Origin of the sequence: Bacillus sp. FSL M8-0049, assembly GCF_038593355.1 — a bacterium.
GTDB lineage: Bacteria > Bacillota > Bacilli > Bacillales > Bacillaceae > Bacillus > Bacillus safensis.
Genome location: NZ_CP151986.1, coordinates 1088789 through 1110863, shown reverse-complemented (window position 1 = coordinate 1110863; position 22075 = coordinate 1088789). Strand labels below are relative to the sequence as shown.

Annotated in this window: 21 protein-coding genes and 1 other annotated feature; of the genes, 3 read left to right on the top strand and 18 right to left on the bottom strand. The window is 41.8% G+C overall.

All coding sequences use genetic code 11. The annotated features are described in order from the left end of the window. The first annotated feature begins 395 nt into the window (after positions 1–395). Positions 396–616: a binding site (T-box leader), on the top strand. Positions 617–669: 53 nt separating this feature from the next. Beyond that, positions 670–1665, top strand: coding sequence for a tryptophan--tRNA ligase (trpS, locus tag NSU13_RS05570; protein ID WP_061109672.1), 996 nt, complete (start codon positions 670–672; stop codon positions 1663–1665). A gap of 34 nt (positions 1666–1699) precedes the next feature. Here the strand turns inward: trpS and NSU13_RS05565 are convergent, their stop codons facing one another. The 9 genes from NSU13_RS05565 to NSU13_RS05525 all read right to left on the bottom strand — a co-directional run bounded on the left by NSU13_RS05565 (position 1700) and on the right by NSU13_RS05525 (position 11645). Next, positions 1700–2452 carry a YjbA family protein gene (locus tag NSU13_RS05565; protein WP_024426484.1) on the bottom strand — a complete coding sequence of 251 codons (753 nt, stop codon included), beginning with the start codon at positions 2450–2452 and terminating at the stop codon, positions 1700–1702. Between the two features lie 145 nt (positions 2453–2597). Next, positions 2598–3497, bottom strand: coding sequence for an oligopeptide ABC transporter permease (gene opp4C / locus NSU13_RS05560; protein WP_252050500.1), 900 nt, complete (start codon positions 3495–3497; stop codon positions 2598–2600). A gap of 33 nt (positions 3498–3530) precedes the next feature. Further along, a complete protein-coding gene (locus tag NSU13_RS05555; protein ID WP_111927225.1) occupies positions 3531–4481 on the bottom strand; it encodes an ABC transporter permease in 951 nt (316 codons plus the stop codon). A 212-nt stretch (positions 4482–4693) separates the two neighbouring features. Next, a complete protein-coding gene (locus NSU13_RS05550) occupies positions 4694–6328 on the bottom strand; it encodes a peptide-binding protein (RefSeq protein ID WP_342489923.1) in 1635 nt (544 codons plus the stop codon). Between the two features lie 85 nt (positions 6329–6413). Continuing rightward, positions 6414–7436 (bottom strand): dipeptide ABC transporter ATP-binding protein, encoded by a 1023-nt coding sequence (locus NSU13_RS05545; protein WP_342489922.1) that lies wholly within the window; start codon positions 7434–7436, stop codon positions 6414–6416. Next, positions 7433–8413, bottom strand: a complete 981-nt coding sequence (locus NSU13_RS05540; RefSeq protein WP_034282076.1) for an ABC transporter ATP-binding protein — start codon at positions 8411–8413, stop codon at positions 7433–7435. Before NSU13_RS05540 ends, NSU13_RS05545 begins: the two co-directional genes overlap by 4 nt. Positions 8414–8562: 149 nt before the next feature. Beyond that, on the bottom strand, positions 8563–9366 hold the full coding sequence (locus NSU13_RS05535; protein WP_342489921.1) for a DUF2268 domain-containing protein: 804 nt from the start codon (positions 9364–9366) through the stop codon (positions 8563–8565). Between the two features lie 77 nt (positions 9367–9443). After that, complete coding sequence (gene fabF / locus NSU13_RS05530) at positions 9444–10685, bottom strand: beta-ketoacyl-ACP synthase II (protein ID WP_034282078.1); 1242 nt, start codon at positions 10683–10685, stop codon at positions 9444–9446. A 21-nt stretch (positions 10686–10706) separates the two neighbouring features. Next, entirely contained in the window at positions 10707–11645 is a 939-nt protein-coding gene (locus NSU13_RS05525; protein WP_034282079.1) for a beta-ketoacyl-ACP synthase III, read from the bottom strand. Positions 11646–11816: 171 nt separating this feature from the next. Here NSU13_RS05525 and NSU13_RS05520 point away from each other — a divergent pair, with 171 nt between their 5' ends. Continuing rightward, on the top strand, positions 11817–12050 hold the full coding sequence (locus NSU13_RS05520; protein WP_034282082.1) for a hypothetical protein: 234 nt from the start codon (positions 11817–11819) through the stop codon (positions 12048–12050). A gap of 9 nt (positions 12051–12059) precedes the next feature. Here NSU13_RS05520 and NSU13_RS05515 read toward each other — a convergent pair whose 3' ends face one another. The 4 genes from NSU13_RS05515 to NSU13_RS05500 all read right to left on the bottom strand — a co-directional run bounded on the left by NSU13_RS05515 (position 12060) and on the right by NSU13_RS05500 (position 14713). Further along, entirely contained in the window at positions 12060–12257 is a 198-nt protein-coding gene (locus NSU13_RS05515; RefSeq protein ID WP_034282083.1) for a ComZ family protein, read from the bottom strand. Between the two features lie 12 nt (positions 12258–12269). Continuing rightward, positions 12270–13232, bottom strand: coding sequence for a BMP family ABC transporter substrate-binding protein (locus tag NSU13_RS05510; protein WP_024425055.1), 963 nt, complete (start codon positions 13230–13232; stop codon positions 12270–12272). A gap of 91 nt (positions 13233–13323) precedes the next feature. After that, positions 13324–13899, bottom strand: a complete 576-nt coding sequence (locus NSU13_RS05505) for a hypothetical protein (protein WP_024426490.1) — start codon at positions 13897–13899, stop codon at positions 13324–13326. Between the two features lie 73 nt (positions 13900–13972). Next, the gene (locus tag NSU13_RS05500) at positions 13973–14713 is read right to left on the bottom strand and encodes a hypothetical protein (RefSeq protein ID WP_024425057.1); all 741 of its coding nucleotides are present in this window, start codon (positions 14711–14713) and stop codon (positions 13973–13975) included. A gap of 212 nt (positions 14714–14925) precedes the next feature. On the opposite strand from NSU13_RS05500, the gene NSU13_RS05495 reads away from it, so the two are divergent. Then, positions 14926–15120 (top strand): YjzD family protein, encoded by a 195-nt coding sequence (locus NSU13_RS05495; RefSeq protein ID WP_003211779.1) that lies wholly within the window; start codon positions 14926–14928, stop codon positions 15118–15120. Between the two features lie 112 nt (positions 15121–15232). Here the strand turns inward: NSU13_RS05495 and NSU13_RS05490 are convergent, their stop codons facing one another. The 5 genes from NSU13_RS05490 to NSU13_RS05470 form a co-directional block, all read right to left on the bottom strand. Next, the gene (locus tag NSU13_RS05490) at positions 15233–16498 is read right to left on the bottom strand and encodes an MFS transporter (protein WP_041117120.1); all 1266 of its coding nucleotides are present in this window, start codon (positions 16496–16498) and stop codon (positions 15233–15235) included. Between the two features lie 163 nt (positions 16499–16661). Further along, positions 16662–16841: a YjzC family protein gene (locus NSU13_RS05485; protein ID WP_008348517.1), complete on the bottom strand. Its 180-nt coding sequence runs from the start codon at positions 16839–16841 to the stop codon at positions 16662–16664. Between the two features lie 102 nt (positions 16842–16943). Continuing rightward, positions 16944–17894, bottom strand: coding sequence for an ornithine carbamoyltransferase (gene argF, locus NSU13_RS05480; RefSeq protein WP_342489920.1), 951 nt, complete (start codon positions 17892–17894; stop codon positions 16944–16946). Then, positions 17891–20971, bottom strand: coding sequence for a carbamoyl phosphate synthase large subunit (locus NSU13_RS05475; protein WP_342489919.1), 3081 nt, complete (start codon positions 20969–20971; stop codon positions 17891–17893). The genes argF and NSU13_RS05475 overlap by 4 nt, the downstream gene beginning before the upstream one ends. Next, positions 20964–22025 (bottom strand): carbamoyl phosphate synthase small subunit, encoded by a 1062-nt coding sequence (locus tag NSU13_RS05470; RefSeq protein ID WP_024425061.1) that lies wholly within the window; start codon positions 22023–22025, stop codon positions 20964–20966. The genes NSU13_RS05475 and NSU13_RS05470 overlap by 8 nt, the downstream gene beginning before the upstream one ends. Between the last annotated feature and the right edge of the window lie 50 nt (positions 22026–22075).

The following is a 22075-nucleotide window of genomic DNA, read 5'->3' as shown; positions in this document are numbered from 1 at the left end:
TGAATAGCTTACTTTCTATTTCTTTTGTTTTTTCTGAATTTTCACTATGTAAAGAGCCTAGCACAAACGTGTGAACAAATTCATTATAATGAATAGAATAATTTATTGCAATATCAATTTCATATATTTTTTAAAAACGTAAATGGGGATAAAGAGGGATTTTTATAAACTAAAGTCTCAATCACTTCAACAAATTAAAGCGTAAATTGATTAAAATAATTTAACAAATTCAGCAGGAATAATGTTTTATACATATAATTAATCATCCTTTTTTAAAAAATTCTGACAGATATTTGTTATTTTATCTAAAATTTTAAGTGTCAATAGGCATGATGAGAAGGTCACATAAGGGCTTCGTGACTTTTTCATGGTCATCCTTTATAATAGATAGACATATTGTTGCGATGAAAAAGAAGAGTACATATATTCACCATTTACAGAGAATCTGCGGCCGGTGTGAGCAGATAATGGCATGTATGGAATGGGCTTTGGAGCAGCTAACCGAACACTTCTAAAAAAGTGAGTAGGCTTAGACGGAGCAGTCTCCGTTATCAACGTCTTGAGTGATTTCTATGTGAAATAACAAGGGTGGTACCACGGTTCATTCGTCCCTTTTCTGTTGAAAAGTGATGGGTGGGCCTTTTTATATTGAAGAAAAGAGGTTTTAGTATGACAAAGAAGACAATTTTTTCAGGCATTCAGCCGAGCGGTTCTGTCACGTTAGGGAACTATATTGGAGCAATGAAGCAATTTGTTGATTTGCAGCATGACTATAATGGCTATTTTTGTGTCGTGGATCAACATGCGATTACAGTGAGTCAGGACCGATTAGCTCTCCGCCAAAATATTAGAAGCTTAGCAGCTCTTTATTTAGCTGTTGGTCTTGATCCAGAGAAAGCGACATTGTTTATCCAATCAGAGGTACCTGCTCACGCCCAGGCAGGATGGATGCTTCAATGTGTTGCTTATATTGGGGAATTAGAAAGAATGACCCAATTTAAGGACAAATCCGCTGGTAAAGAAGCAGTTGTTTCAGGCCTATTAACGTATCCCCCATTAATGGCTGGCGATATCTTATTATATGGTACTGATTTAGTCCCTGTTGGAGAAGACCAAAAGCAGCATCTTGAATTGACTAGAACGCTCGCTGAACGCTTTAACCGAAAGTACAATGACATCTTCACTGTGCCTGAAGTGAAAATTCCAAAAGAAGGCGCACGGATTATGTCTTTAACAGATCCAACGAAAAAAATGAGCAAATCCGATCCGAACCAAAAATCTTTCATTACCTTATTAGATGAACCAAAGCAGCTTGAAAAGAAAATTAAAAGTGCTGTGACGGATTCAGAAGGCATCGTGAGGTATGACAAAGAGAACAAGCCTGGAATTGCCAACTTGCTGACGATTTATTCTGTATTAGGCAACATATCCATTGCAGAGCTGGAGCAAAAGTACGAAGGCAAAGGATATGGTGAGTTTAAAGGAGATCTTGCGAACGTTGTCATTGATGCTTTAAAACCAATTCAAGATCGATACTACGAACTCATTGAATCAGACGAGCTTGACCGCATTCTAGACGAAGGTGCTGAAAAAGCAAACCGCGCAGCAAACAAAATGCTGAAAAAAATGGAGAATGCGATGGGTCTTGGCAGAAAACGCAAATAAAAAAAGCTTGCAGCACTGCCGCTGCAAGCTTTTTCTAATTTACTTTTGATTCGTTTTCCATTTCCCAAAGCTTTTCGAAAAAAGGCTGTCCTTTAATCATTTTTTCACAGAAGGCTAAATGATTCTCTGACCACCCATCAATCGTTTCATTGTAAAGCATGTTCCAAATCTCTTCGAAAGACATTCGTTTGATTTGGTTGTACATGCGCGGGTTCCATTCCGTATACCAATACGCAATCTCCGCCCTGTTTTTGAGCCCTTTTAATTGATCGAGCGCCATAAACATCAGCTGTTTCAGCTGTCTTTCTTTTCTCGTTAATCCGCTGATATGCTGCGGCGGCAGTGATAGAATGTGATACTCTTTCGTCGATTCAAGGCTGTCCTTAGAAAATTCATATTCCTCTGCCTTCACATCTTTCACCATTTCATACACCAATTGCTCCTGCCTTGGAATCAAGCGGCTTTTTCTCACAGGTATGGAATACCCTATCGTATCTACAGCAATGATTCGAATTCCGTCGGTGACTACAAAGCAATACTCTAATTTACGGCGTTCATGATTTTTTCGAATATATGATTTCTCAAATACAGACTCTAGCAGCGTCTTCGGCAGCTCTGAAAGATCATTCTCTATGTAATCAAACAAAGGGCTCTGCACCTTAAGTAAAGGCACTTGATCTAACAGTTCAACACTGTCCTCCTTACGCCACTCATGAAAATGACACACATTGTAGCCATTCTCTTCCCCTTCAAACCAATTCACCCATACGTCATGAAGAAATAACATAACCAATCCCTCACTTTATAAAAACTGTTGTCCACAGTATGGGCAAGGGATAGAGAAATTATTCCAACTTTATCAAAACTTCAAGCTGAGAATGATGAGCTTCATGTCTTTCTTTCGTTCAGGAAACGCAGAGCCCCTTTAAACTTTACTTCAGCTTTTTAGGATCAAGCGCATCTCTCAGCCCATCTCCTAAAAAATTAAAGCATAAAACAGTCAGCAAAATGAATAAACCTGGGAAAAGCGGGTACCACCAAGCTTGCACCATAATGGAGAAATTTTGTGCGTCTTGCAGCATGTTGCCCCAGCTTGCCGTTGGCGGCTGAATACCAAAGCCAAGGTAGCTGAGCGTTGATTCAGCTAAAATGACGGAGCCTACTTTTAATGTAGCTGACACAATAATAGGACCGATACAGTTCGGTAAAATATGCGAAAAGATGATGACATGATTTTTCGTTCCAATGGTTCTCGCCGCGAGGACGAATTCTCTTGTTCGAAGTGATAAGAATTCACTGCGGATGAGTCTGGCCGTTGTTGTCCAGCCTGTCAAAGCAAAGATTAAAATCAATTTATCAATGCCCGGTTTGAAAATGGTGACGAGCGTAATCAATAGAAAAATGTCTGGAATCGACAACACGACATCTACAAACCTCATTAACAAAGAATCAACAAACCCTTTGAAATACCCCGCAACCGCACCAACGACAGTACCAATGGTGATTGCACCGAGCACTGAGACAAAACCGACCAATAAAGAGACCCGCGCGCCATATAGCACCCTTGAGAAAATATCGCGGCCAAACTTGTCAGTGCCCATAAAATGCTCGGCACTTGGCGGCTGGAGCCGCTTCAATAAATCTTGCTGTTCTGGTGTATATGGAGCGATCACTGGAGCGAACATGGCTGAAAAGATAATGATCAATAAGATCACAGAGCCGGCAACCGCCAATTTATTTTTGAAAAATTTCTCGCAAAACAAACGCAGCATCGTCTCTGGCTTTGGCGGAAGGCCCTCCTTTAATTTGATATCAACAGGAGGTGTTCCCATATTAGGCTGTGCCAATTGTGCTTCAGCTCCCTTCTAATATTCAATACGCGGATCAACGATCGCATATAAAATATCCGCTATTAAATTTCCAACCACCACAAGCACTGCGGAAATAACGGTCATTGCCATAATGACCGGATAATCTCTCGAAAAGGCAGAATCAATGAACAGCTTTCCAAGTCCAGGCCAGGTGAAGATTTGTTCCACCACGACTGCGCCGCCAATAAAAGATGGTATCATTAATCCGAAAATCGTTATGACAGGCATAAGACCGTTTCTTAAACCATGCTTAAAAATGACTTTGTTTTCTCTAAAGCCTTTCGCTCTTGCTGTGCGAATGTAATCCTGCCTCATCACATCAAGCATGCTCGACCTTGTGTACCGGGTCAGCCCTGCCATATCAGCCGTTGCTAAAACAAAGGCTGGTAAAATGATGTGATGGAGCCGGTCAAACACATTAAAATCAGCATTCAAGGTAGAGACTCCGCCAGTTGGAAACCACCCTAAGTTCACGGATAAAACCATAATGAGGATGAGACCAAACCAAAAGTTTGGAATAGCCAGTCCGATAAAAGATGTAACCGTAATGCCATAGTCAAGCTTTGTATACGGACGTTTTGCTGAAAGAACACCAAATGGGATGGCGATCAGCAGGGCAACTATTGTAGAAAAGATCATGAGGATGAGGGTATTTGGCAGCCGGGCAAAAATCAAATCAGCCACGGGTGTTCCCTTTTTGACAATGGATGTGCCAAAGTCACCTTGTAGCATATTGCCAAGCCATTTCATATATTGCACATATTCAGGATCGTTCAAGCCGTACTTATCAATAAAGGCTTCCCGGTCTGCCGCACTAATAGTAGGATCCATCATGAGTGACATCGGATCGCCTGGTGCTGCTTTCATAATGGCAAAGGACAAAATGGTAATCCCCAATAAGATGGGAATCGAGAGCAATGTCCTTCTAATGATATATGTAACCATATGCACAACTCCTTTTTCATCGGATCGCCATTCTGTGAAAAAAAGGCCAAAATGATGTTATTTTAGCCTTTTGTCTGCTTTTCAGCGTGATCTGAAAACCCTTGAATCCTGTGCCGAAGTGATCTTTTTAGCACCCGCGCAGAGAACTGACACCGAATGCAAGGGATTGTTCTCACGGTGAAAGGGGAGAATCCCCCTTCTTCACTATCAGCCTACTGTTCAAGCCACCATTTTTCGATTTTGTAATACTCATCTTTCGGGTGGTAAGAGTAGCCTTGGAGATTAGATGGCATAGCGCGATGTGAATTGGCATAGTAAAGGAACGTATACGGCTGATCCTCTGCGATCAGTTTATAAATTTTTTCATATGCCTTTGAATAATCTTTTCGATCGCTTAAGTTTTTAGCATCGACTAACAGCTTATCGACCTCTTTATTTTTATACCAGATGTTATTTAAGCCTTTTTCAGACTGGCTTGAGTGGAATATGCTGAATTGATCAGGGAATGTCGCAAGGCTCCAGCCGAGCAGCAGCGCATCATAATCCCACTTAGGCGGTGTCGTCTGCTCAATGAGTGCACTGAATTCCACAATTTGCGGCTTCGCTTCCACACCGATTTCTTTGAGCTGCTGCTGGACAACGACAGCGATATCTTCACGAACTTTATTTCCTTGGTTGGTCTTTATGACAAAGGAGAATTTCTTGCCATCCTTATCAAGATAGCCGTCTCCATCTGTATCCTCCCAGCCCTCTTCTTTCAGCATCTTTTTCGATTTTTCTTGATCAAATTCAAACACTGGCACACTTTCATCCTTTGGATAGTTCCAAGACAGCGGACTTTCTGGAATGTTGGCTACTTTGCCGTCTCCATCTAGCACTTGGTCAACAATCGTTTGACGATCAATAGCATGTGTCAGCGCTTGGCGGACCTTTTTACTTTTAAAGAGTTCATTTTTCTGGTTCCAGCCAATGTATGAATAATTGAGTCCTAGATCAGATTCGATTTTAATGTTGCTCACTTTTTCAGCTGTTTGCAGCTCGGAGCCTGGGACAGCAAAGAAATCAATATCTCCTGCTGACAGCTGGGCAATCGCTGCATTCTGATCAGGAATTGTTTTAATTGTGACAGTATCAAGGTAAGGACGTCCATCCCAATAATCGTCAAAGGCTTCTAGTTTGACGTAGTCTCCTTCTTTCCATTCTGCAAATTTAAATGGACCAGAACCGATTGGTTTTTTTCGGTTAAATTCGTTTTCACCGAGATCTTTTATAGGCACATCACCTAAAATATGCTTAGGTAAAATACCGTAGCTTCCTAGTGTGACATTATAAAAATACGGATCTTTTTTATTGAGCTTGAATTCGATCGAGTAGTCCCCTGTCTTTTTAACAGACTCTAAAACTTCAAAGCCTGATCCGCGCTCCCCGTTGTAGTCCTTATTGATTGGAATGCTGTATGTAAACACAACATCGTCAGCAGTCAGTTCTTCACCATCATGAAACTTCACACCTTTTTTAATGGTGACATCAAACTGCTTGCCGTCATCAGATTCTTTAATATCCTCTGCCAGCGATAGCTGAGGGTTGAGCTTTCCGTCTGTTTGAAGTAAGAAGCTGTAGATTCTTTCCTCAATATCAGAGCTTGCCACATCTGTAGAATACAGCGAGTTAAATAATGTTGGCTCTGCAATTGAACCGATGACAAGATCGCCGCCTTGTACCGGTTTACCTGTGGATTTCTTTCCACTGTCTCCAGACGTTTTATTTCCACCAGAACAAGCAGCAAGGATTAATGTAAAAATCAGCAGTAAACTGACCAAAATGAACTTTCTATTTCTACCTTTCATAGACAATTCCCCCTATTCTTTTTTAAAAATAATGACCGAATCCTGTTTCATCCCCCCTCTCAAAAATGAGATCATACAAGCTTGATCAAGCGTTGTAGAGGTGGCAGGCAACAAAGTGATTCGTTTTTAATTCCTGAAATGCTGGTACTTTTTCTTTACAGATTTCTTTCGCGTGCGGGCATCTTGTGTGAAATACGCAGCCTTTTGGCGGATTTGCAGGACTCGGCAGATCGCCTTGGAGCATAATGCGTTCTCTTTTCGTCTGCCCTTTTTTACGGGTGACAGGAACGGAAGAAAGCAGAGCCTGTGTATACGGATGGAGCGGGTCATCGTACAGACTATGCTTATCGGCAAGCTCCATCATTTTGCCGAGATACATGACGCCGACTCTATCGCTAATATGCCTGACCACACTTAAATCGTGAGAGATAAATAGATAGGTAAGGTCAAATTCCTCCTGAAGCTCCTCCATCAGATTAATAACCTGCGCCTGAATAGATACATCAAGTGCTGATACAGGCTCATCTGCGATGATCATGTCGGGATTCATGGCAAGCGCACGAGCGATGCCGATCCGCTGCCTCTGCCCGCCTGAAAATTCATGGGGATAGCGGTTCGCAAAGCTTGGATGAAGACCTACCTTTGATAAAAGCTGTTCTACTTTTTCATTTCTTTCTTTTAAGGAATATAAGTGATGTGTTTTGTAGGGTTCTTTGATGATGCTTCGAAGTGTTTTTCTAGGGTTGAGTGATGCAAAGGGATCTTGAAAAACCATTTGGATGTTTTTTCGTGTAGATTGTCTTAGCTTTGATTCTGATACGCGCGTGATGTCTTGCCCTTTAAAAAAAATTTGACCGTCTGTTGGTTCGTATAGGCGGATCATTGTCCGTCCTAATGTGGATTTACCGCATCCTGACTCCCCGACAATACCTAACGTTTCACCTTTATAAATCTTCAAGTCTATGCCGTCAACAGCTTTCACTGCACCGATTTTCTTTTGAAAGACGCCCGCTTTAATCGGAAAATGCTTTCGAATCTGTTTCAGTTCAAGGATCGTTTCTTTCTCTGGTAATTCCGTTATTTGTTTTTGATTTTGAGCAAGGGTCATGTGTGGTCTGCCTCCTCATATAAGAAACATCTGACGCTTCTGCCATTTTCAAATGTTCTCAGCTTAGGCAGTTCTCCCAGGCAGCGTTCCTTCACTTGCGGACATCTAGGAGCAAAGCGGCAGCCGGCTGGAAGCTGATCTGGCGCAGGAACATTCCCTTTGATGGCCGTTAACGGCTGTATGTCTCCGTCAATGACAGGAATCGATTCAAGCAGCCCTTCTGTGTAAGGATGAAGCGGCTGTTCAAACAACTCTTCAACAGTCCCATTTTCAACAACCTGTCCGCAGTACATGACAATCACTCGATCTGCAACTTCAGACACGACACCTAAATCATGTGTGATAAGAAGAATAGATGTACCAAAGGTAGAGCATAAATCTTTCATTAATGTGAGTACCTGTGCTTGAATGGTCACATCCAGGGCAGTTGTCGGTTCATCTGCAATGAGAAGCTTCGGGTCACAGCTTAACGCTATGGCAATCATCACTCTTTGCCGCATGCCGCCTGATAAACGATGCGGATAATCTTTCATGATTTGCTCCGGGCGGGAAAAACCAACAAGCTTCAGCAGATCAACCGCTTTTTTGACCGCTTCTTTTTTTGAAAGTTTTTTGTGATAGATGAGGATTTCTGTTATTTGTTCTCCGATGGTTAAGACGGGATTAAGTGAGGTCATGGGTTCCTGAAAGATCATAGATACATCATTACCACGGATGCTGCATAATTCCTTTTCACTATATGTAACAAGGTCCTTTCCATCAAGTTTGATGGAACCGTCCATAATTTTCCCACCCGTGCCATGAATCAGACCCATAATGGATAAGGACGTAATGCTTTTGCCAGACCCAGACTCACCGACTAATGCGACAGTTTCTCCTCTGTTGATGCTGAAATCAACGCCATCCACAGCAGGTATCGGTTCCTTTTTTCGAAAAAAATATGTCTTTAAGTTTTGCACTTCAAGCAGCGTGCTCATTCATTCGCCCCTTTCTCCTTAGATCAATAGAATCGAACCTGAATATTCTGTATTTTAAAAATAAAAAGAATTATTTGTATATTATTACATCGCTATGACGAAATCAAGAAGTATTTAGTAAATTTGTAATATGTCTCTTCTTATGTGAATTATTCACTTTGTGGTTCTATCGCCTTTAAAAAGGTTTCTGCTGGCTCTGCAATCATCGACTCCTCGCTGATTCGGTGCTCATTGAAATATTTTTTCACCATATAAAACCCGGTAGCGTAACCAAGCATTTTAGGGTAGTTCCCTTTTCCATAAAGAAGATTCTGTATCAGCCTTTCGTCGTCCTGGACTCTTTGATCAAGATGACTGGATACCCATTTCTTGTACATACGCTGAAGCTGTTCTTCGCTATAGAAGGTGGTCCATTTCGCTGTATAGTTTTCTCCATATCTATGATACACAGCATATTCAGCGAGCCCCTCCATCATGATTGTATCGAGGAATGTAAAGTCTTTTTCTTTTTTTGAGAGAAAATGCAGCCTGCATACATGGTGATATTCGTGAGTCAGCAATGTACCGATTCGCTCCTTCGGGGTATTTGGAGACAAAAAAAGAAAGACCTTGTCATCAAATGCCATGCCGGATTGATAATAAAATTGCTCTCTGATTTCTCTGCTGCTCTCGTTGACAGGTAAAATAAACACAGGAATGTCTGGACCTTCCCACTGCTTTTGAAGCGTTTGATATTCTTTCATGACAAGCTTGAAGTACCCTTTTTCCTTGAGCTTGTCGATCATGTTTTTGCACGAGCTCCAAGACCGAACCATCCCGTGATGCTGCAGGTGAGCGAGGATAGACGACCATTCTTTTTCCTCGGCCCCTTTAAAATAAGGAACAAAGCGCGCTGCAAGCTCCTGAAATGATGATGATTGATGAATGAGATATTGTGTATTGATCAGACCCATACCGCTGAACACCTCCATTTTCATCATATGCAAAAAAGCGGCGATCTGTTTATCGACCGCCGCTTTCTCAGAAAGTATTACGCTTCGTATTTTTTGAAAATAATTGTCGCATTATGCCCGCCAAAACCAAGTGAGTTACTTAAAGCCACTTGTACTTCTTTTGAACGTGCTTCATTTGCTACATAATCAAGATCACATTCTTCATCCGGTGTTTCAAGGTTAATGGTTGGAGGAAGGACGCTGTCTTTAATCGCAAGAACAGAGAAAATGGCTTCTACTCCGCCTGCTGCGCCAAGTAAGTGACCTGTCATTGATTTTGTCGAACTGATCGCAAGCTGGTTCGCATGCTCTCCGAACACTTCTTTAATCGCCATTGTTTCAAATTTATCATTGTAAGGTGTGCTTGTACCGTGGGCATTGATATAATCAATATCTTCCACAGACAACCCTGCATCTCGAATCGCTTCTTTCATTGCACGGACGCCGCCTTCTCCATTTGGAGCTGGTGCTGTAATATGGTAGGCATCTCCAGTTGAACCATAACCAACGATTTCTGCATAAATGGTCGCACCACGTTTTAAGGCATGCTCAAGTTCTTCAAGAACAATAATCCCTGCACCCTCACCCATGACAAATCCGTCACGGTTTTTGTCGAACGGACGGCTTGCTGTCTTTGGATCAGGATTTGTCGAAAGGGCTTTGTTCGCACAGAAACCTGCAAACGACATTTTTGTTAATGGCGCTTCTGTTCCGCCTGTGATCATTGCATCTGCATCTCCGCGCTGAATAACTTTAAATGCATCACCAATCGAGTTTGTTCCTGTTGCACATGCTGTCACCGTACAAGAGTTAACCCCTTTTGCGCCAAGTGCAATAGAGATTTGGCCTGTCGCCATATCAGGAATCATCATTGGGACGAAGAATGGACTGACGCGTCTTGCCCCTTTATTTGAATACACTTCGAACTGCTCTTCAAATGTTTCAAGCCCGCCAATACCAGACCCAACCCATACACCAACACGCGGTGCGATTTCATCTGTGATTTCAAGACGTGAATCTTCCAGCGCTTTTTGAGCTGCAACGACTGCATATTGTGTGAAGCGTGCCATTTTCCGCGCTTCTTTTTTCTCCATGTAATCTTCAATGTTAAAATCTTTTAGTTCTGCCGCTACTTTTGCGGTATATTCACTTGAATCGACACGTGTAATCGGTCCAACCCCTGATACACCCGCTAAAGCATTTTTCCATGTTGACTCTACATCGTTGCCAAGAGGTGTCAAAGCACCTAATCCTGTAACAACTACTCGTTTCTTATCCATTAATTTGTGCACCCCACTCTTTTATCGGCCCCATCGCATAGCGATTGCGCCCCAAGTTAATCCGCCACCAAAACCAACCATTACAATCACATCGCCGTCATGAATTTTTCCGGCTTCGATTTCTTCACATAGTGAAATTGGAATGGATGCTGCTGATGTGTTTCCGTATTTATGAACCGTCTTCGACATTTTTTCAACTGGAAGCTCTAAGCGTTCGCGTGCTGCTTCCATAATGCGAATATTTGCTTGATGCGGGATCAAGAAATCAACGTCTTCTTTTGATAGTCCAGCTTTTTCAATGACATTTACACTTGACTCTCCCATTTGTCTTACAGCAAATTTAAATACTTCTCGTCCATTCATGATTGTATGATCTTTTTCATCTAAGTACAAGTGCTTCCCGCCGCTTCCATCTGCTCCAAGTTCAAATGATAGAATTCCTTTGCCTTCGCTGACTTCTCCCAGCACAGCAGCTCCAGCTCCATCTCCAAACAAAACAGCAGTATTACGGTCATCCCAGTCTGTAATGCGAGAAAGCTTTTCTACACCGACAACAAGCACGTGTTTGTAAGTTCCTGATTCGATAAATTGTTTTCCAGTTACAAGCCCATACATAAAGCCAGCACACGCAGCGCTAATATCCATTGCACATGCTTTATGTGCACCGAGCTGCTCTTGAATCATGCAAGCAACTGTCGGAAATGCTTGATCTGGCGTGACTGTCGCCACAAGAATCATATCGATATCTTCTGCAGCCACATCTGCGGCAGCTAATGCTTTTTTTGCAGCAGCAAGCGCCATATGAGATGTATTGACATCATCAGATGCAATTCTTCTTTCTTCTATACCTGTTCTAGTACGAATCCACTCGTCAGAAGTTTCAACCATTTTTTCTAAATCATGATTTGTTAATACTTTTTCAGGTATATAGCGGCCAAGGCCAATAATTCCAGCATTCATTGAATAAGACTCCTTTTACTCATACGAGCATGTGATATTGTGATCTTATATTAGTATCTGGTACTAATTTTACCTTATTTTTTTCTTCTTGGCAATACAAACGTCTAACCTTTCCTCTCACTTTTTTCATAGATTAATGATATATACCAATAGTAGAAAGGAACATGTGATATGGCACAAAAAGATATTTTCTCAGCAATGATGTTTGGACAGCCGATTGAGAAGGAGAAAAGCAAGACAGAGGCAAAGGAGGAACGTGCGGAGACATCTTCAAGTGAGGACTCAATTGACTACATGCATGTCATGAATCAAATTGGGAACATTATGAACTCCATCGATGAGCTGAAGCCTGTGTTTAAAGATGTTGGTCCTATGATTAGTGCCTTCAAGAAAAAATTATCATAAAAAAAGCCACTATTCTGTGGCTTTTTCTGATTCTGCATCTGCTTTTCCAAGCTCGTATGCTTCCTGCATGACAGATGTAAATAATGTTAGAAGCGGCTGAAGTGCTTCAGGGTCAAGCTGAATCCCTGCTTTATCTAACTCTTCCTTCGCCTGCGGAAAATACTTCATGGCAATTTGTAAAAATTCCATCGATTTTTCGTGCTGCATGTCGTCGTCTCCTCACTTTTCATTTGGCAGTTTTCCTGTTTTTTTGTAAGACGCAATATCACTTTCAATGTCTTTCACAAAAGCGTCGTCAATGGTGGAGCTAAATTTCCCCATCTCGACCACTCCTTCTTTAAAATCAAAGGAGTACTCATCTTGTTCATTTAGCTTGCCTTCATTAAACTTCTTTGCAATGATACTGTACGCCTTATCAACATGCTGTACAGTGCTCGTTAAAACTGTATGGCTGCCGAGGTTGGATTGATCGGTGACGTACCCGATCGCTGATAAATTATCGGCTTTGATTTGTTCAATGACAGGGATATTATAACCATCACCTGCTGGATACACAACATCAACGCCCTGCTTTTTTAATTTTTGATAGAGCTCCACCGCTTTGTCAGCATCATCCCAGTTTTCGACAAATTCTGCTAATACTTGTACATGTTCATCTTGATATTTTGCTCCTTTGATAAAGCCGTCTACTTCACTTTGCCAATCATATGTAGCAAGAATACCAATCTTTTTTGTTTTTGACATATGTGCAGCTGTCATGCCTCCGAAAAAGCCCATCGCTTCACCTTTAAACGTCACGTTTGTGACATTGCCCGCCTGAGGCTTGTTTCCATTGACCGTAATAAATTGTATGTTTGGATAATCTTCACTGATCAAATTAAAAATTTCACTGTATTCATTGCCATGGCCAATAATTAAATTGACTCCTTTTTTATGGAATTCTTCAATGGCATCAACGATTTTCTCCTTGTCGACCATTCCTTCCTTATAATAAACATCTACACCAAATGTTGATTGGATACTTAATAAGCCTTTATAACCTTTCGTTCCCCAAACTTGATCATTGATCGTATCGGGGACGAGTAAACCCACCTTCTCAATTTTTCCTTTTAAAGGCGCCTGCGAGCAGGCAGATAATAGAAGAAGGAACGAAAAGATCATGACAAGCCGCTGGTACTTCATGCCATGTTCAACTCCCTTTTACAACATGCAGTGATGAACCTGTATGTTAAATATAGGTTTATTTTATACTGAAAAAAGATAAGATGGAAGATCATTCTTGCTTTTTGTCGAAAAATGTTGAGTTTTGTCTTTTCCATTCTGCAATCATGTCTTCTGCTTGTTTGTCATCTGTTTGGCTTTCTACCTTCAATTCATACGTCATGTCCTGTCTTTGACCTGTGTCCGAAGCCCATTGTAACAATTCCTTTGCCACATCTTCTACAAAAAGTGAATCTGCACGCTTTGTTTGATCTTCATTGAGTGTCCATGGTCCGAACATGCGAGGAAGAATAACTGCCGGCACATTCTGTTTCGCTGATTCGTTTTCAGGTTTTTCATAAAGAATCTGGTACATGCCATGCTCTGCTTTGATGTCTTTCTGCCTGTTATGCGGTTCCTCTGATTGAATAAAAATGAGGTCATACGTGTCTTTGCTATCCTGAAGGTCAATGACACGAACGAGATCATTTCTGCCCAGCCACATCATCCGCTCTTCTAACAGTGCCTTTTGTTCTTCTTTAAGATCATGAGGACGCGTGATATCCACTTGAATGCCCTCTTTCATCATATATTCACAAAGTGTCAGGCCAAAAAACTCATCTGCACCTATGATCAGTCCTGTTTCCATGTTCACGTCCCCTTTTTTAATATCGAATAAAAAGAAGAGCCCTTTCTATGAAGGGCTGTTATCATCCTATTCATCACAATTCTCTTTCATGCGATTTATAAAACTTGTGAATGGATTGAAAGATTCTTCTCGGATGATCAAACATATGCAGCGTGAGATCGACCTGACAATGTTCTGGATTTTTCATATGCTGATCAATAAAAGGCTTTGCGTGAAGTTCATATGCATAAGGTGCGCCGTTTAGCCTTTGCCATATATGAATCGGTACATGAGCAGAATGAACAGGACAAGAAGGCAGTGGATACGTTTCAGCTTCCTTTTCAGAACAGCCATAGCTCTCTGCTAACTCTTTGAGCAGCTGCTTATAAAAGAATTTGTGTTCCTTTTCTCTTTCTCGTTGTGCATCCAGATTCAGACATGGATTCACCATCGCAATGGACCTTAGTACTTCAGGCATCTCCTCAGCAAGGCTCATAGCAACAAGTGCACCCATTCCCTCTGCGAGCACATGAATTTCCCGGTTTAATATTTCTTGTTTTAGTGTGTGATGCACGAGCTGCTTGGCACTAAAAACAGCATCTTCGCATCCCCAGTGATTCCCATGAAGATGACTATTAAACAATGTATATCCTTCATCCTTTAAGGCAGTTAAAAGCTGGTTTCTTCCATAATGCTGAAGCCAGAATGATGTATTTTCCTGCACAAAGTGATTTCGGTCACCGAGGATTAGAATGCCAAAGCCATTTGGTTTTTGAGGAAGGTGAATGATGTTCCACTGGGAACCAAGCTGGAAAAAACGTTCGCTTACACCCATATGGCCAGCCTCCTTTCAGTGATTCTGCTTTCTATGATATGAACAACAACTCTTGTAGGAATAAGGAAATCCCCTAAAGACAGAAGAATTCTTTTTATTTTTATAGCAGAAGGTCTTAAAATGGTCACATAAAGGCGGAAAACAGTCTTTTCCCTTCACTTGCATCTATGGTATGATAATCAATAGATTGTTACATAAAGGACGGTGGGATTATGCATTATATTATCACCCTCATTTGGACTTTTCTGCTGACACATATGGCTGGTTACATCGTTGCCTCTATGAATGGAGCTGCTTATGATTTTACGCTCACTTCCATTCTTGCAGTTGTGTTTACGGTTATTTTATTCATCTTTGCTGAAGTAAGTCCAATGAAAGAAACGGAAAGTTCAACAAAACATTCTTAATATGACTTGTGAAAAAGAGCTAAATTGATGTTTAGCTCTTTTTTCTTTCTTTTCAGAGTGATTGCGGCACGCTAAAACCCCCTGCCTTAAACATACAGGGGGTTTTTATTGTTTATACCTCGACGGTTTCGGACTTCTGTTTGTCTTGAGTCAAATGGCTTTTCGCAAGCCCTGTAAACAGGAAGATCGCGATACCTGATAAAATTTCAAGGATTCCTCCGCCAGCAATGACAGGTCCCGCTCCAAATCTTTCTGCCAGGACGCCTGATACGACAGCTGCAAGCGGGAGAAAGACATTTGATGAGGCATTGATCACAGCATATACTTGCGGCTGATCCTCTTGGTCAACAGATGTTTGAATAATGACCATTTCCGGCACATTGATCGCACTGACAGCAGCTCCGAAAATAAAGGAAGCAAGCAGAACAACCGGCAGCCATGTACTCATCCCTGTCATAAAGAATGCAGCCCCTTCAATCATGCCAGCGACAATAAAGAACAAACCAAATCTCTTAATTTTCACCTTTGCCAGAGCAAAGCCCATCATAAACGCGCCAACTGCGGCAACACCTCTTAAAATGGAATACACCATGGAGTCGCTTTGCAGCGCTTCTGCTACGTATACCGCTGACAGTGCCTGCCACGGAGCTGCTGCGACATTCATTAAGATACAATACAGCGTGAGCGCAAATAAAATGTGATGGTTTTTGACAACGAGAAACCCTCTTTTTAAGTTATACAAATATGTATTCTTCGCTTGTTTAATGCCCGCTGCTTTTTCTTCATCGGTTTTCTTTAGTTTGACCCCGATAATAAACAGACCAGAAATCACAAATAAAGCAGTGGTGATCAGCAGAGTATCTGCAGGTCCAATTAATTTAACCAAAAGACCAGCTACCATGACTGCTGCAAGTGCAACAATCTCAAAAGAAGATTGCAGGATTGCATTTGCTTTTTGAATGAGATGCTTTGGAACAATCTGCGGTAAGATCGCCACCGAAGCTGGATTATATGCTGCACCTGTTGCCGATTGAATAACCATTAATGAAATCAATAACCATAGAGGCAATAGATGCGAAAAGTGCAGAAGTGGAATAATGAGTACAATTGTTGCTCGAACAACATCTGAAGCGAACATCCATTTAGACAAATGGTGCTTTTTCATAAGAGGTCCTAAAATTGGGGCTAACAAAGATGAAGGGAGAACCGTTACTGCTAGAAGAAGTCCTGTACCGAGCGCTCCATCCCCTCTTAAAATCAATAGCCAAAGGACGGATGTAAAAGCAAAACTTTCCCCTGTGTTTTTAATGAGTCTTGATATGAATAATGAGGTGAAGCGTTTATTCCAAACACTTTCACTGAGATTCATCTTTTCCATCACACAAATCCTTTCAACAATATATTACATATTTTACCTTAAGTTCTCTTTTTTTCATACTATTTATTTGAAAATTTGAACTTAATTGTTTTTTATTATAAAGAAAAAAGAGGCATGACACATGCCTCTAAAGTCTTATTCCTGCTGACTCTTAGTCAATTGCTTACGGCTTTCTTTGGTAGGTCCAAACACGATTATGGTTCGAGTTATCAGGAAAGACATCGCCTGCTTTAAGCTTAATCTTTAAAGGATCTTTCACCATACTGCCAGTTTCACCGATCTCGATATACACACCATTATTCGGTGCTTTATTCCCTGATTTAAACTGATGCTGCTGACCCATTTTCATCCTCCTTTCTCGATTGATGTTATTATGTCCCGTCCCTTGCCTCTCCAATCCTTTATGCAAAAAGTCCCTGCTCATACGAGTCAGGGACACTTGGATTTATTTGGATGTTTGATACATAAGTTCTTTCATTAACGCTTTTTGCACATGCAGGCGGTTTTCTGCCTGTTGAAATACTTTTGAGTGCGGCCCGTCAATAATATCTGCCGCCACTTCTTCCCCGCGATGTGCCGGGAGACAATGAAGGAAAATATAATCCTTTGCTGCATGACTCATCAGTTCGTTATTGACTTGATATTCTTTAAATTCAGCAAGACGTTTCTCTGTTTCTGCTTCCTGCCCCATGCTTGTAAACACATCTGAATAAATAACATCTGCATCTTTTACAGCTGCAACAGGATCTGTTGTCACGGTCACTTCTGCCCCTGATTGTTTTGCAAACTCACGGGCAGTGTCTGTGACTTCTTGAAGTGGTTCATAGCCTTTTGGTGATGCAACCGCAATGTCACAGCCTAGCTGCGCACAGCCGACCATCAAGGAGTGCGCCACGTTATTTCCGTCACCGATATAGGCCACTTTGATTCCTTTTAAAGTACCTTTTGTTTCTTTAATGGTTAATAAATCAGCAAGCGCCTGACATGGATGTGAGTAGTCGGTTAATCCATTAATGACTGGAATAGACGCGTATTGTGCAAGCTCTTCAACCTTCTCATGTTCAAAGGTTCGAATCATAATACCGTCGACATAACCAGACAGCACCTGCGCTGTATCACTGATGGTTTCTCCTCTGCCAATTTGCAAATCATTTGAGCTGAGGAAGAGCGCATGTCCTCCTAGCTGCGTCATCCCCGCTTCAAACGAGACACGGGTTCTAGTTGAAGATTTTTCAAAGATCATCGCTAACGTTTTTCCTTTGAATAAATCTTGATATGGGTTTTGTTTCATTTCTTCCGCTTTTTCAATTAAATATGCAATCTCATGGATTGAGAAATCTTTTAATGATAAAAAGTCTTTTCCGTATAATGCCGGTTGCACGTCGACTTGACTCATGCCGTCACTTCCTTTTTATATAATTCATGGAGCGATACTGGTGATACATCTCCATTTTTTCCTTGCAGGAATGCTTGAACTGTTTCATATTCGGTTAGGACTTGAACGCCGTGTGTGAGTGCTTTTACACGCTGCTCTTTTGCCTCTTCATCTTCTCCTAAATGAATATGAAGGGATTTATCTTCATTCTGCAGCCAAGATTCAAAGCTGCCAGTCCAGACGTCAAAGCCTGCATGCTTCGCTTCATCTATCAATTGCTCGCTGCCTTGTATAAAAAGGCTTCCTTTTTTCTTCCAGATCGGCGCAAATACTTTTTTCAATGCGCTTTCGGCGTTCTTGCCTACACACATTCCTTCTCCTGTCGCTTTCATTTCAGGTGTCAGCTTGAGGTCGATATCTTGAATGGCATGTGATGAGAACACTGGGAATTTGACCGCTGTCCCCCCTTTGTTTTTCGTTGCAGGGTTTAGTTCTTCAAGCGACGCACCAGCTAATAATTGAGTGGCCATTGGGATCATATCGATGCCCATTACCTTACTGACGACTGGTACAGTCCGGCTTGCCCGCGGATTCACCTCTAATACAAGCGCCTGATCCCCTTTGATGACAAATTGGATATTCATAATGCCCTTGAATGATAATTTCTTCGCTATTTGTTCAGACGCGGTATGCACCTGCTGTTTGATGTCTTCACTGATTGAGATACTTGGTAAAATGGCAAAGCTGTCACCTGAGTGCACGCCCGCTTTCTCAATATGTTCTACGATGGTTGGAATGAACGCCTTTTTTCCGTCAGAAATAAGATCCACTTCAATTTCTTTTCCCGTGACGTACTCATCAATTAAGATTGGGTATGGCAAATGATCTGGCTGATCAAGCAGTGATGCCAAATGTGCTTCTGACTGAACAACGATCATTCCCATTCCGCCAATGACATACGATGGGCGAATTAATACAGGGTAACCGATGCTTTTCGCATGTACGAGTGCTTCTTCTTTTGAATGAGCCGTATCTCCTTTTGCGTGAGGAAGATTCAGTTCATCAAGAAGCTGATAGAATAAATCGCGGTCTTCAAGTGCATCCAGCGTATCAAAGGACGTACCTAACAATGTGACACCGGCTTTTTCTAAGCCTTCTGCGACGTTGATCGCAGTCTGTCCGCCAAATTGGACAATGACAAAATCAATTTGTTCTGCTTCCACAACGTTTAGGATGTGCTCTAATGTAATCGGCTCAAAATATAAACGATCTGCAATCTCATAATCAGTACTGACTGTTTCTGGATTGTTGTTCATCATGATGGTTTCAAATCCAAGCTTTTGCAAGGTCAGAACGCCATGAACAGCGCTATAATCAAACTCGATCCCCTGCCCGATTCGAATTGGACCAGAGCCAATGATGAGTGCACGCTGCTTTGTTTTTTCTTGATGTTCACCATCGCTTTTGCCGAAGTAGGTTGAATAGAAGTAATTCGTTTTAGCATCAAATTCCGCCGCACATGTGTCGACAATTTTAAATGAAGCAGCAATGCCGTATTCTTGACGAAGCTGCCTGATTGACTCTTCCGTGTGACCCGTAAGCAGAGCAATCGTTTCATCAAGGAAACCCTTTTCCTTTACCTTTTTCAAGGTATCTTTTGATAGCGTCCCCTTAAGATCTTTCAATTCTTGTTCGAGCGTAATCATATTCTGGAACACATGTAAGAAGAATCGATCGATTTTCGTCGTTTGATGAATCGTTTCAACCGTTTCTTGTCTTGAAAGAAGCTCCATAACAGCGAAAAACCGGCGATCGTCTGGTGTTTTGATAAGTTCAAATAAAAGTTCTGTCGATTGCTCTTTCAGTTCTGGCAGGTGGAAGCCCTTCGTTTTAATTTCAAGTGATGCAACTGCTTTTTGAATGGCTGACTCTAAATTCCGATCAATCGCCATGACTTCACCAGTCGCCTTCATTTTTGTGCCTAATTGACGGTCTGCCTGTTTAAATTTATCAAACGGCCAGCGCGGGAATTTCACGACAACATAATCTAGTGCCGGCTCAAAACTAGCATAGGTTGTACCTGTGAGCGGGTTTTTCAATTCGTCTAGCGTATAACCCACCGCAAGCTTAGCTGCCATTTTCGCAATCGGATAGCCAGTTGCTTTTGATGCAAGAGCAGAAGAACGGCTGACCCGAGGATTCACCTCAATGACAAAGTATTCTTTACTGAGTGGATCAAGGGCAAATTGAATGTTGCAGCCGCCGACTACATCCAGCGCTGAAATGATTTTCAGGCTCGCTGAACGGAGCATTTGATAATCCTGATCCGTTAATGTTTGGGAAGGTGCAACGACAATCGAGTCTCCTGTATGCACACCAACTGGATCGATATTTTCCATGTTGCATACCGTGATACACGTATTTTGACGGTCTCTCATGACCTCATATTCGACTTCTTTAAAGCCAGCTATGCTTTTTTCAACTAAACACTGGTGAATCGGACTCGCTAAAAGAGCTCCTTCAATGAGCGGCTTAAACGCCTCCTCTGTTAGAGCGATTCCGCCGCCTTTACCGCCAAGTGTGTATGCTGGTCTTAGGATGACTGGGAAGCCGACTTCTTTTGCAAATTGAAGAGCATCAACCGCATTATCCACAATTTCACTATCTGGCACAGGTTCGTTCAAATGCTTCATGAGAGCACGGAATTTCTCTCGATCTTCACCGTTTTCAATGGTTTCAACTGACGTTCCGAGCAGAGTCACCCCATGCTTTTTCAGCACACCGGCTTTTTCTAACTCGACAGCAAGGTTTAAAGCCGTCTGTCCGCCAAGGTTGGCTAAAAGACCATCTGGTTTTTCCTTTTCAATAATTCTTGTCACTGAATCAACTGAAAGCGGTTCAAAATAGATTTCATCAGCAAATGACTCGTCTGTCATAATGGTTGCTGGGTTATTATTCACTAAGATGACTTTGTAGCCTTCTTCTTTTAAGGCCATACATCCTTGCGTTCCTGAGTAATCAAATTCTGCTGCCTGACCAATGATGATTGGACCAGACCCGATGACTAGAATGGTTTGTATGCTTTGATCTTTAGGCATGTGCGACTTCTCTCCTTGCTTGTTTCACTTTCTCAATAAAATCATCGAATACCCATTCACTTTCAGCAGGCCCTGGGTGTGCTTCTGGATGAAATTGAACTGACATAATCAGCTTTTCTTTATGAATGAATCCTTCTACAGATCCATCGTTGACATGAAGGAATTTCACGTCCACTTCTTTGTCATTCATGCTTTTTTCATTCACAACATAGCTATGGTTCTGACTTGTCATAAAGACACGTTTGGATTCTGTATCCTGAACAGGATGATTCGCTCCCCTGTGGCCAAATGGCAGCTTATACGTATCTCCGCCAAGTGCAAGAGCGATTAATTGGTGACCTAGGCAGATCCCAAGTGTCGGAAATGACATCATGATGTCATGAATTGTTTTTAAATACGGTGTCATGGTTTTCGGGTCTCCAGGTCCGTTTGACAAGAGGATCGCATCCGGCTTGATCTCAAATACCTTTTCCATTTGTTTATATGGAATGACGGTTACTTTACAGCCACGCGCTGCAAGCGAATCTGCAATTGATTTTTTAAAGCCAAAATCAATGAGCGCCACATGCTCCTCACCGCTGCCTTGTGTGTAGATCTCGCTATCTGTCACCTGTGCGACGACATTGTCTTGTTTCATTGCAGGCGGTGTTTCGTTTTCGTCTACACTGAGCACAGCGTTCATCGTTCCATTTGCCCGGATGTTTTGCACGACTGCGCGCGTATCTGTATGTGTCAGAAGCGGGATATTCCACTTTTGTAAATAATCTTTTAAGCTGACCGCTGCAAGATGATGTGAAAAATGCTCTGCTGCCTCGTACACAACCACCGCTTTTACTTGAGGCTTCTTGCTCTCAAAGTCTTCATGGTTAATGCCGTAATTTCCGATCAGCGGATATGTGAAAACAATGATCTGACCTTTATAGGAAGGATCTGTGAGCACCTCTTGATAACCTGTCATACCTGTAAAAAAGACCACTTCACCTGTGATGCCAGCTTCTCCTGTCAGATCTCCTTCAAAAGAGGCTCCATCTTCTAAATTTAAATAACCCTTCATGCTTATGTCACCCCAAAATTGAATAATTAATGATATAAATGCATTTTTAT

Excerpts from the sequence above, each read along its gene's own strand:
- NSU13_RS05565 (WP_024426484.1), bottom strand. The coding sequence starts at position 2,452 with ATGTTATTTCTTCATGACGTATGGGTGAATTGGTTTGAAGGGGAAGAG.
- NSU13_RS05520 (WP_034282082.1), top strand. The coding sequence starts at position 11,817 with ATGGCACAAAAAGATATTTTCTCAGCAATGATGTTTGGACAGCCGATT.
- NSU13_RS05495 (WP_003211779.1), top strand. The coding sequence starts at position 14,926 with ATGCATTATATTATCACCCTCATTTGGACTTTTCTGCTGACACATATG.
- NSU13_RS05505 (WP_024426490.1), bottom strand. The coding sequence starts at position 13,899 with ATGGAAACAGGACTGATCATAGGTGCAGATGAGTTTTTTGGCCTGACA.
- opp4C (WP_252050500.1), bottom strand. The coding sequence starts at position 3,497 with ATGGGAACACCTCCTGTTGATATCAAATTAAAGGAGGGCCTTCCGCCA.
- trpS (WP_061109672.1), top strand. The coding sequence starts at position 670 with ATGACAAAGAAGACAATTTTTTCAGGCATTCAGCCGAGCGGTTCTGTC.
- NSU13_RS05515 (WP_034282083.1), bottom strand. The coding sequence starts at position 12,257 with ATGCAGCACGAAAAATCGATGGAATTTTTACAAATTGCCATGAAGTAT.
- fabF (WP_034282078.1), bottom strand. The coding sequence starts at position 10,685 with ATGGATAAGAAACGAGTAGTTGTTACAGGATTAGGTGCTTTGACACCT.
- NSU13_RS05470 (WP_024425061.1), bottom strand. The coding sequence starts at position 22,025 with ATGAAGGGTTATTTAAATTTAGAAGATGGAGCCTCTTTTGAAGGAGAT.
- NSU13_RS05510 (WP_024425055.1), bottom strand. The coding sequence starts at position 13,232 with ATGAAGTACCAGCGGCTTGTCATGATCTTTTCGTTCCTTCTTCTATTA.
- NSU13_RS05490 (WP_041117120.1), bottom strand. The coding sequence starts at position 16,498 with ATGGAAAAGATGAATCTCAGTGAAAGTGTTTGGAATAAACGCTTCACC.
- NSU13_RS05475 (WP_342489919.1), bottom strand. The coding sequence starts at position 20,971 with ATGCCTAAAGATCAAAGCATACAAACCATTCTAGTCATCGGGTCTGGT.
- argF (WP_342489920.1), bottom strand. The coding sequence starts at position 17,894 with ATGAGTCAAGTCGACGTGCAACCGGCATTATACGGAAAAGACTTTTTA.
- NSU13_RS05535 (WP_342489921.1), bottom strand. The coding sequence starts at position 9,366 with ATGGGTCTGATCAATACACAATATCTCATTCATCAATCATCATCATTT.
- NSU13_RS05485 (WP_008348517.1), bottom strand. The coding sequence starts at position 16,841 with ATGGGTCAGCAGCATCAGTTTAAATCAGGGAATAAAGCACCGAATAAT.
- NSU13_RS05540 (WP_034282076.1), bottom strand. The coding sequence starts at position 8,413 with ATGAGCACGCTGCTTGAAGTGCAAAACTTAAAGACATATTTTTTTCGA.
- NSU13_RS05525 (WP_034282079.1), bottom strand. The coding sequence starts at position 11,645 with ATGAATGCTGGAATTATTGGCCTTGGCCGCTATATACCTGAAAAAGTA.
- NSU13_RS05550 (WP_342489923.1), bottom strand. The coding sequence starts at position 6,328 with ATGAAAGGTAGAAATAGAAAGTTCATTTTGGTCAGTTTACTGCTGATT.
- NSU13_RS05500 (WP_024425057.1), bottom strand. The coding sequence starts at position 14,713 with ATGGGTGTAAGCGAACGTTTTTTCCAGCTTGGTTCCCAGTGGAACATC.
- NSU13_RS05545 (WP_342489922.1), bottom strand. The coding sequence starts at position 7,436 with ATGACCCTTGCTCAAAATCAAAAACAAATAACGGAATTACCAGAGAAA.
- NSU13_RS05555 (WP_111927225.1), bottom strand. The coding sequence starts at position 4,481 with ATGGTTACATATATCATTAGAAGGACATTGCTCTCGATTCCCATCTTA.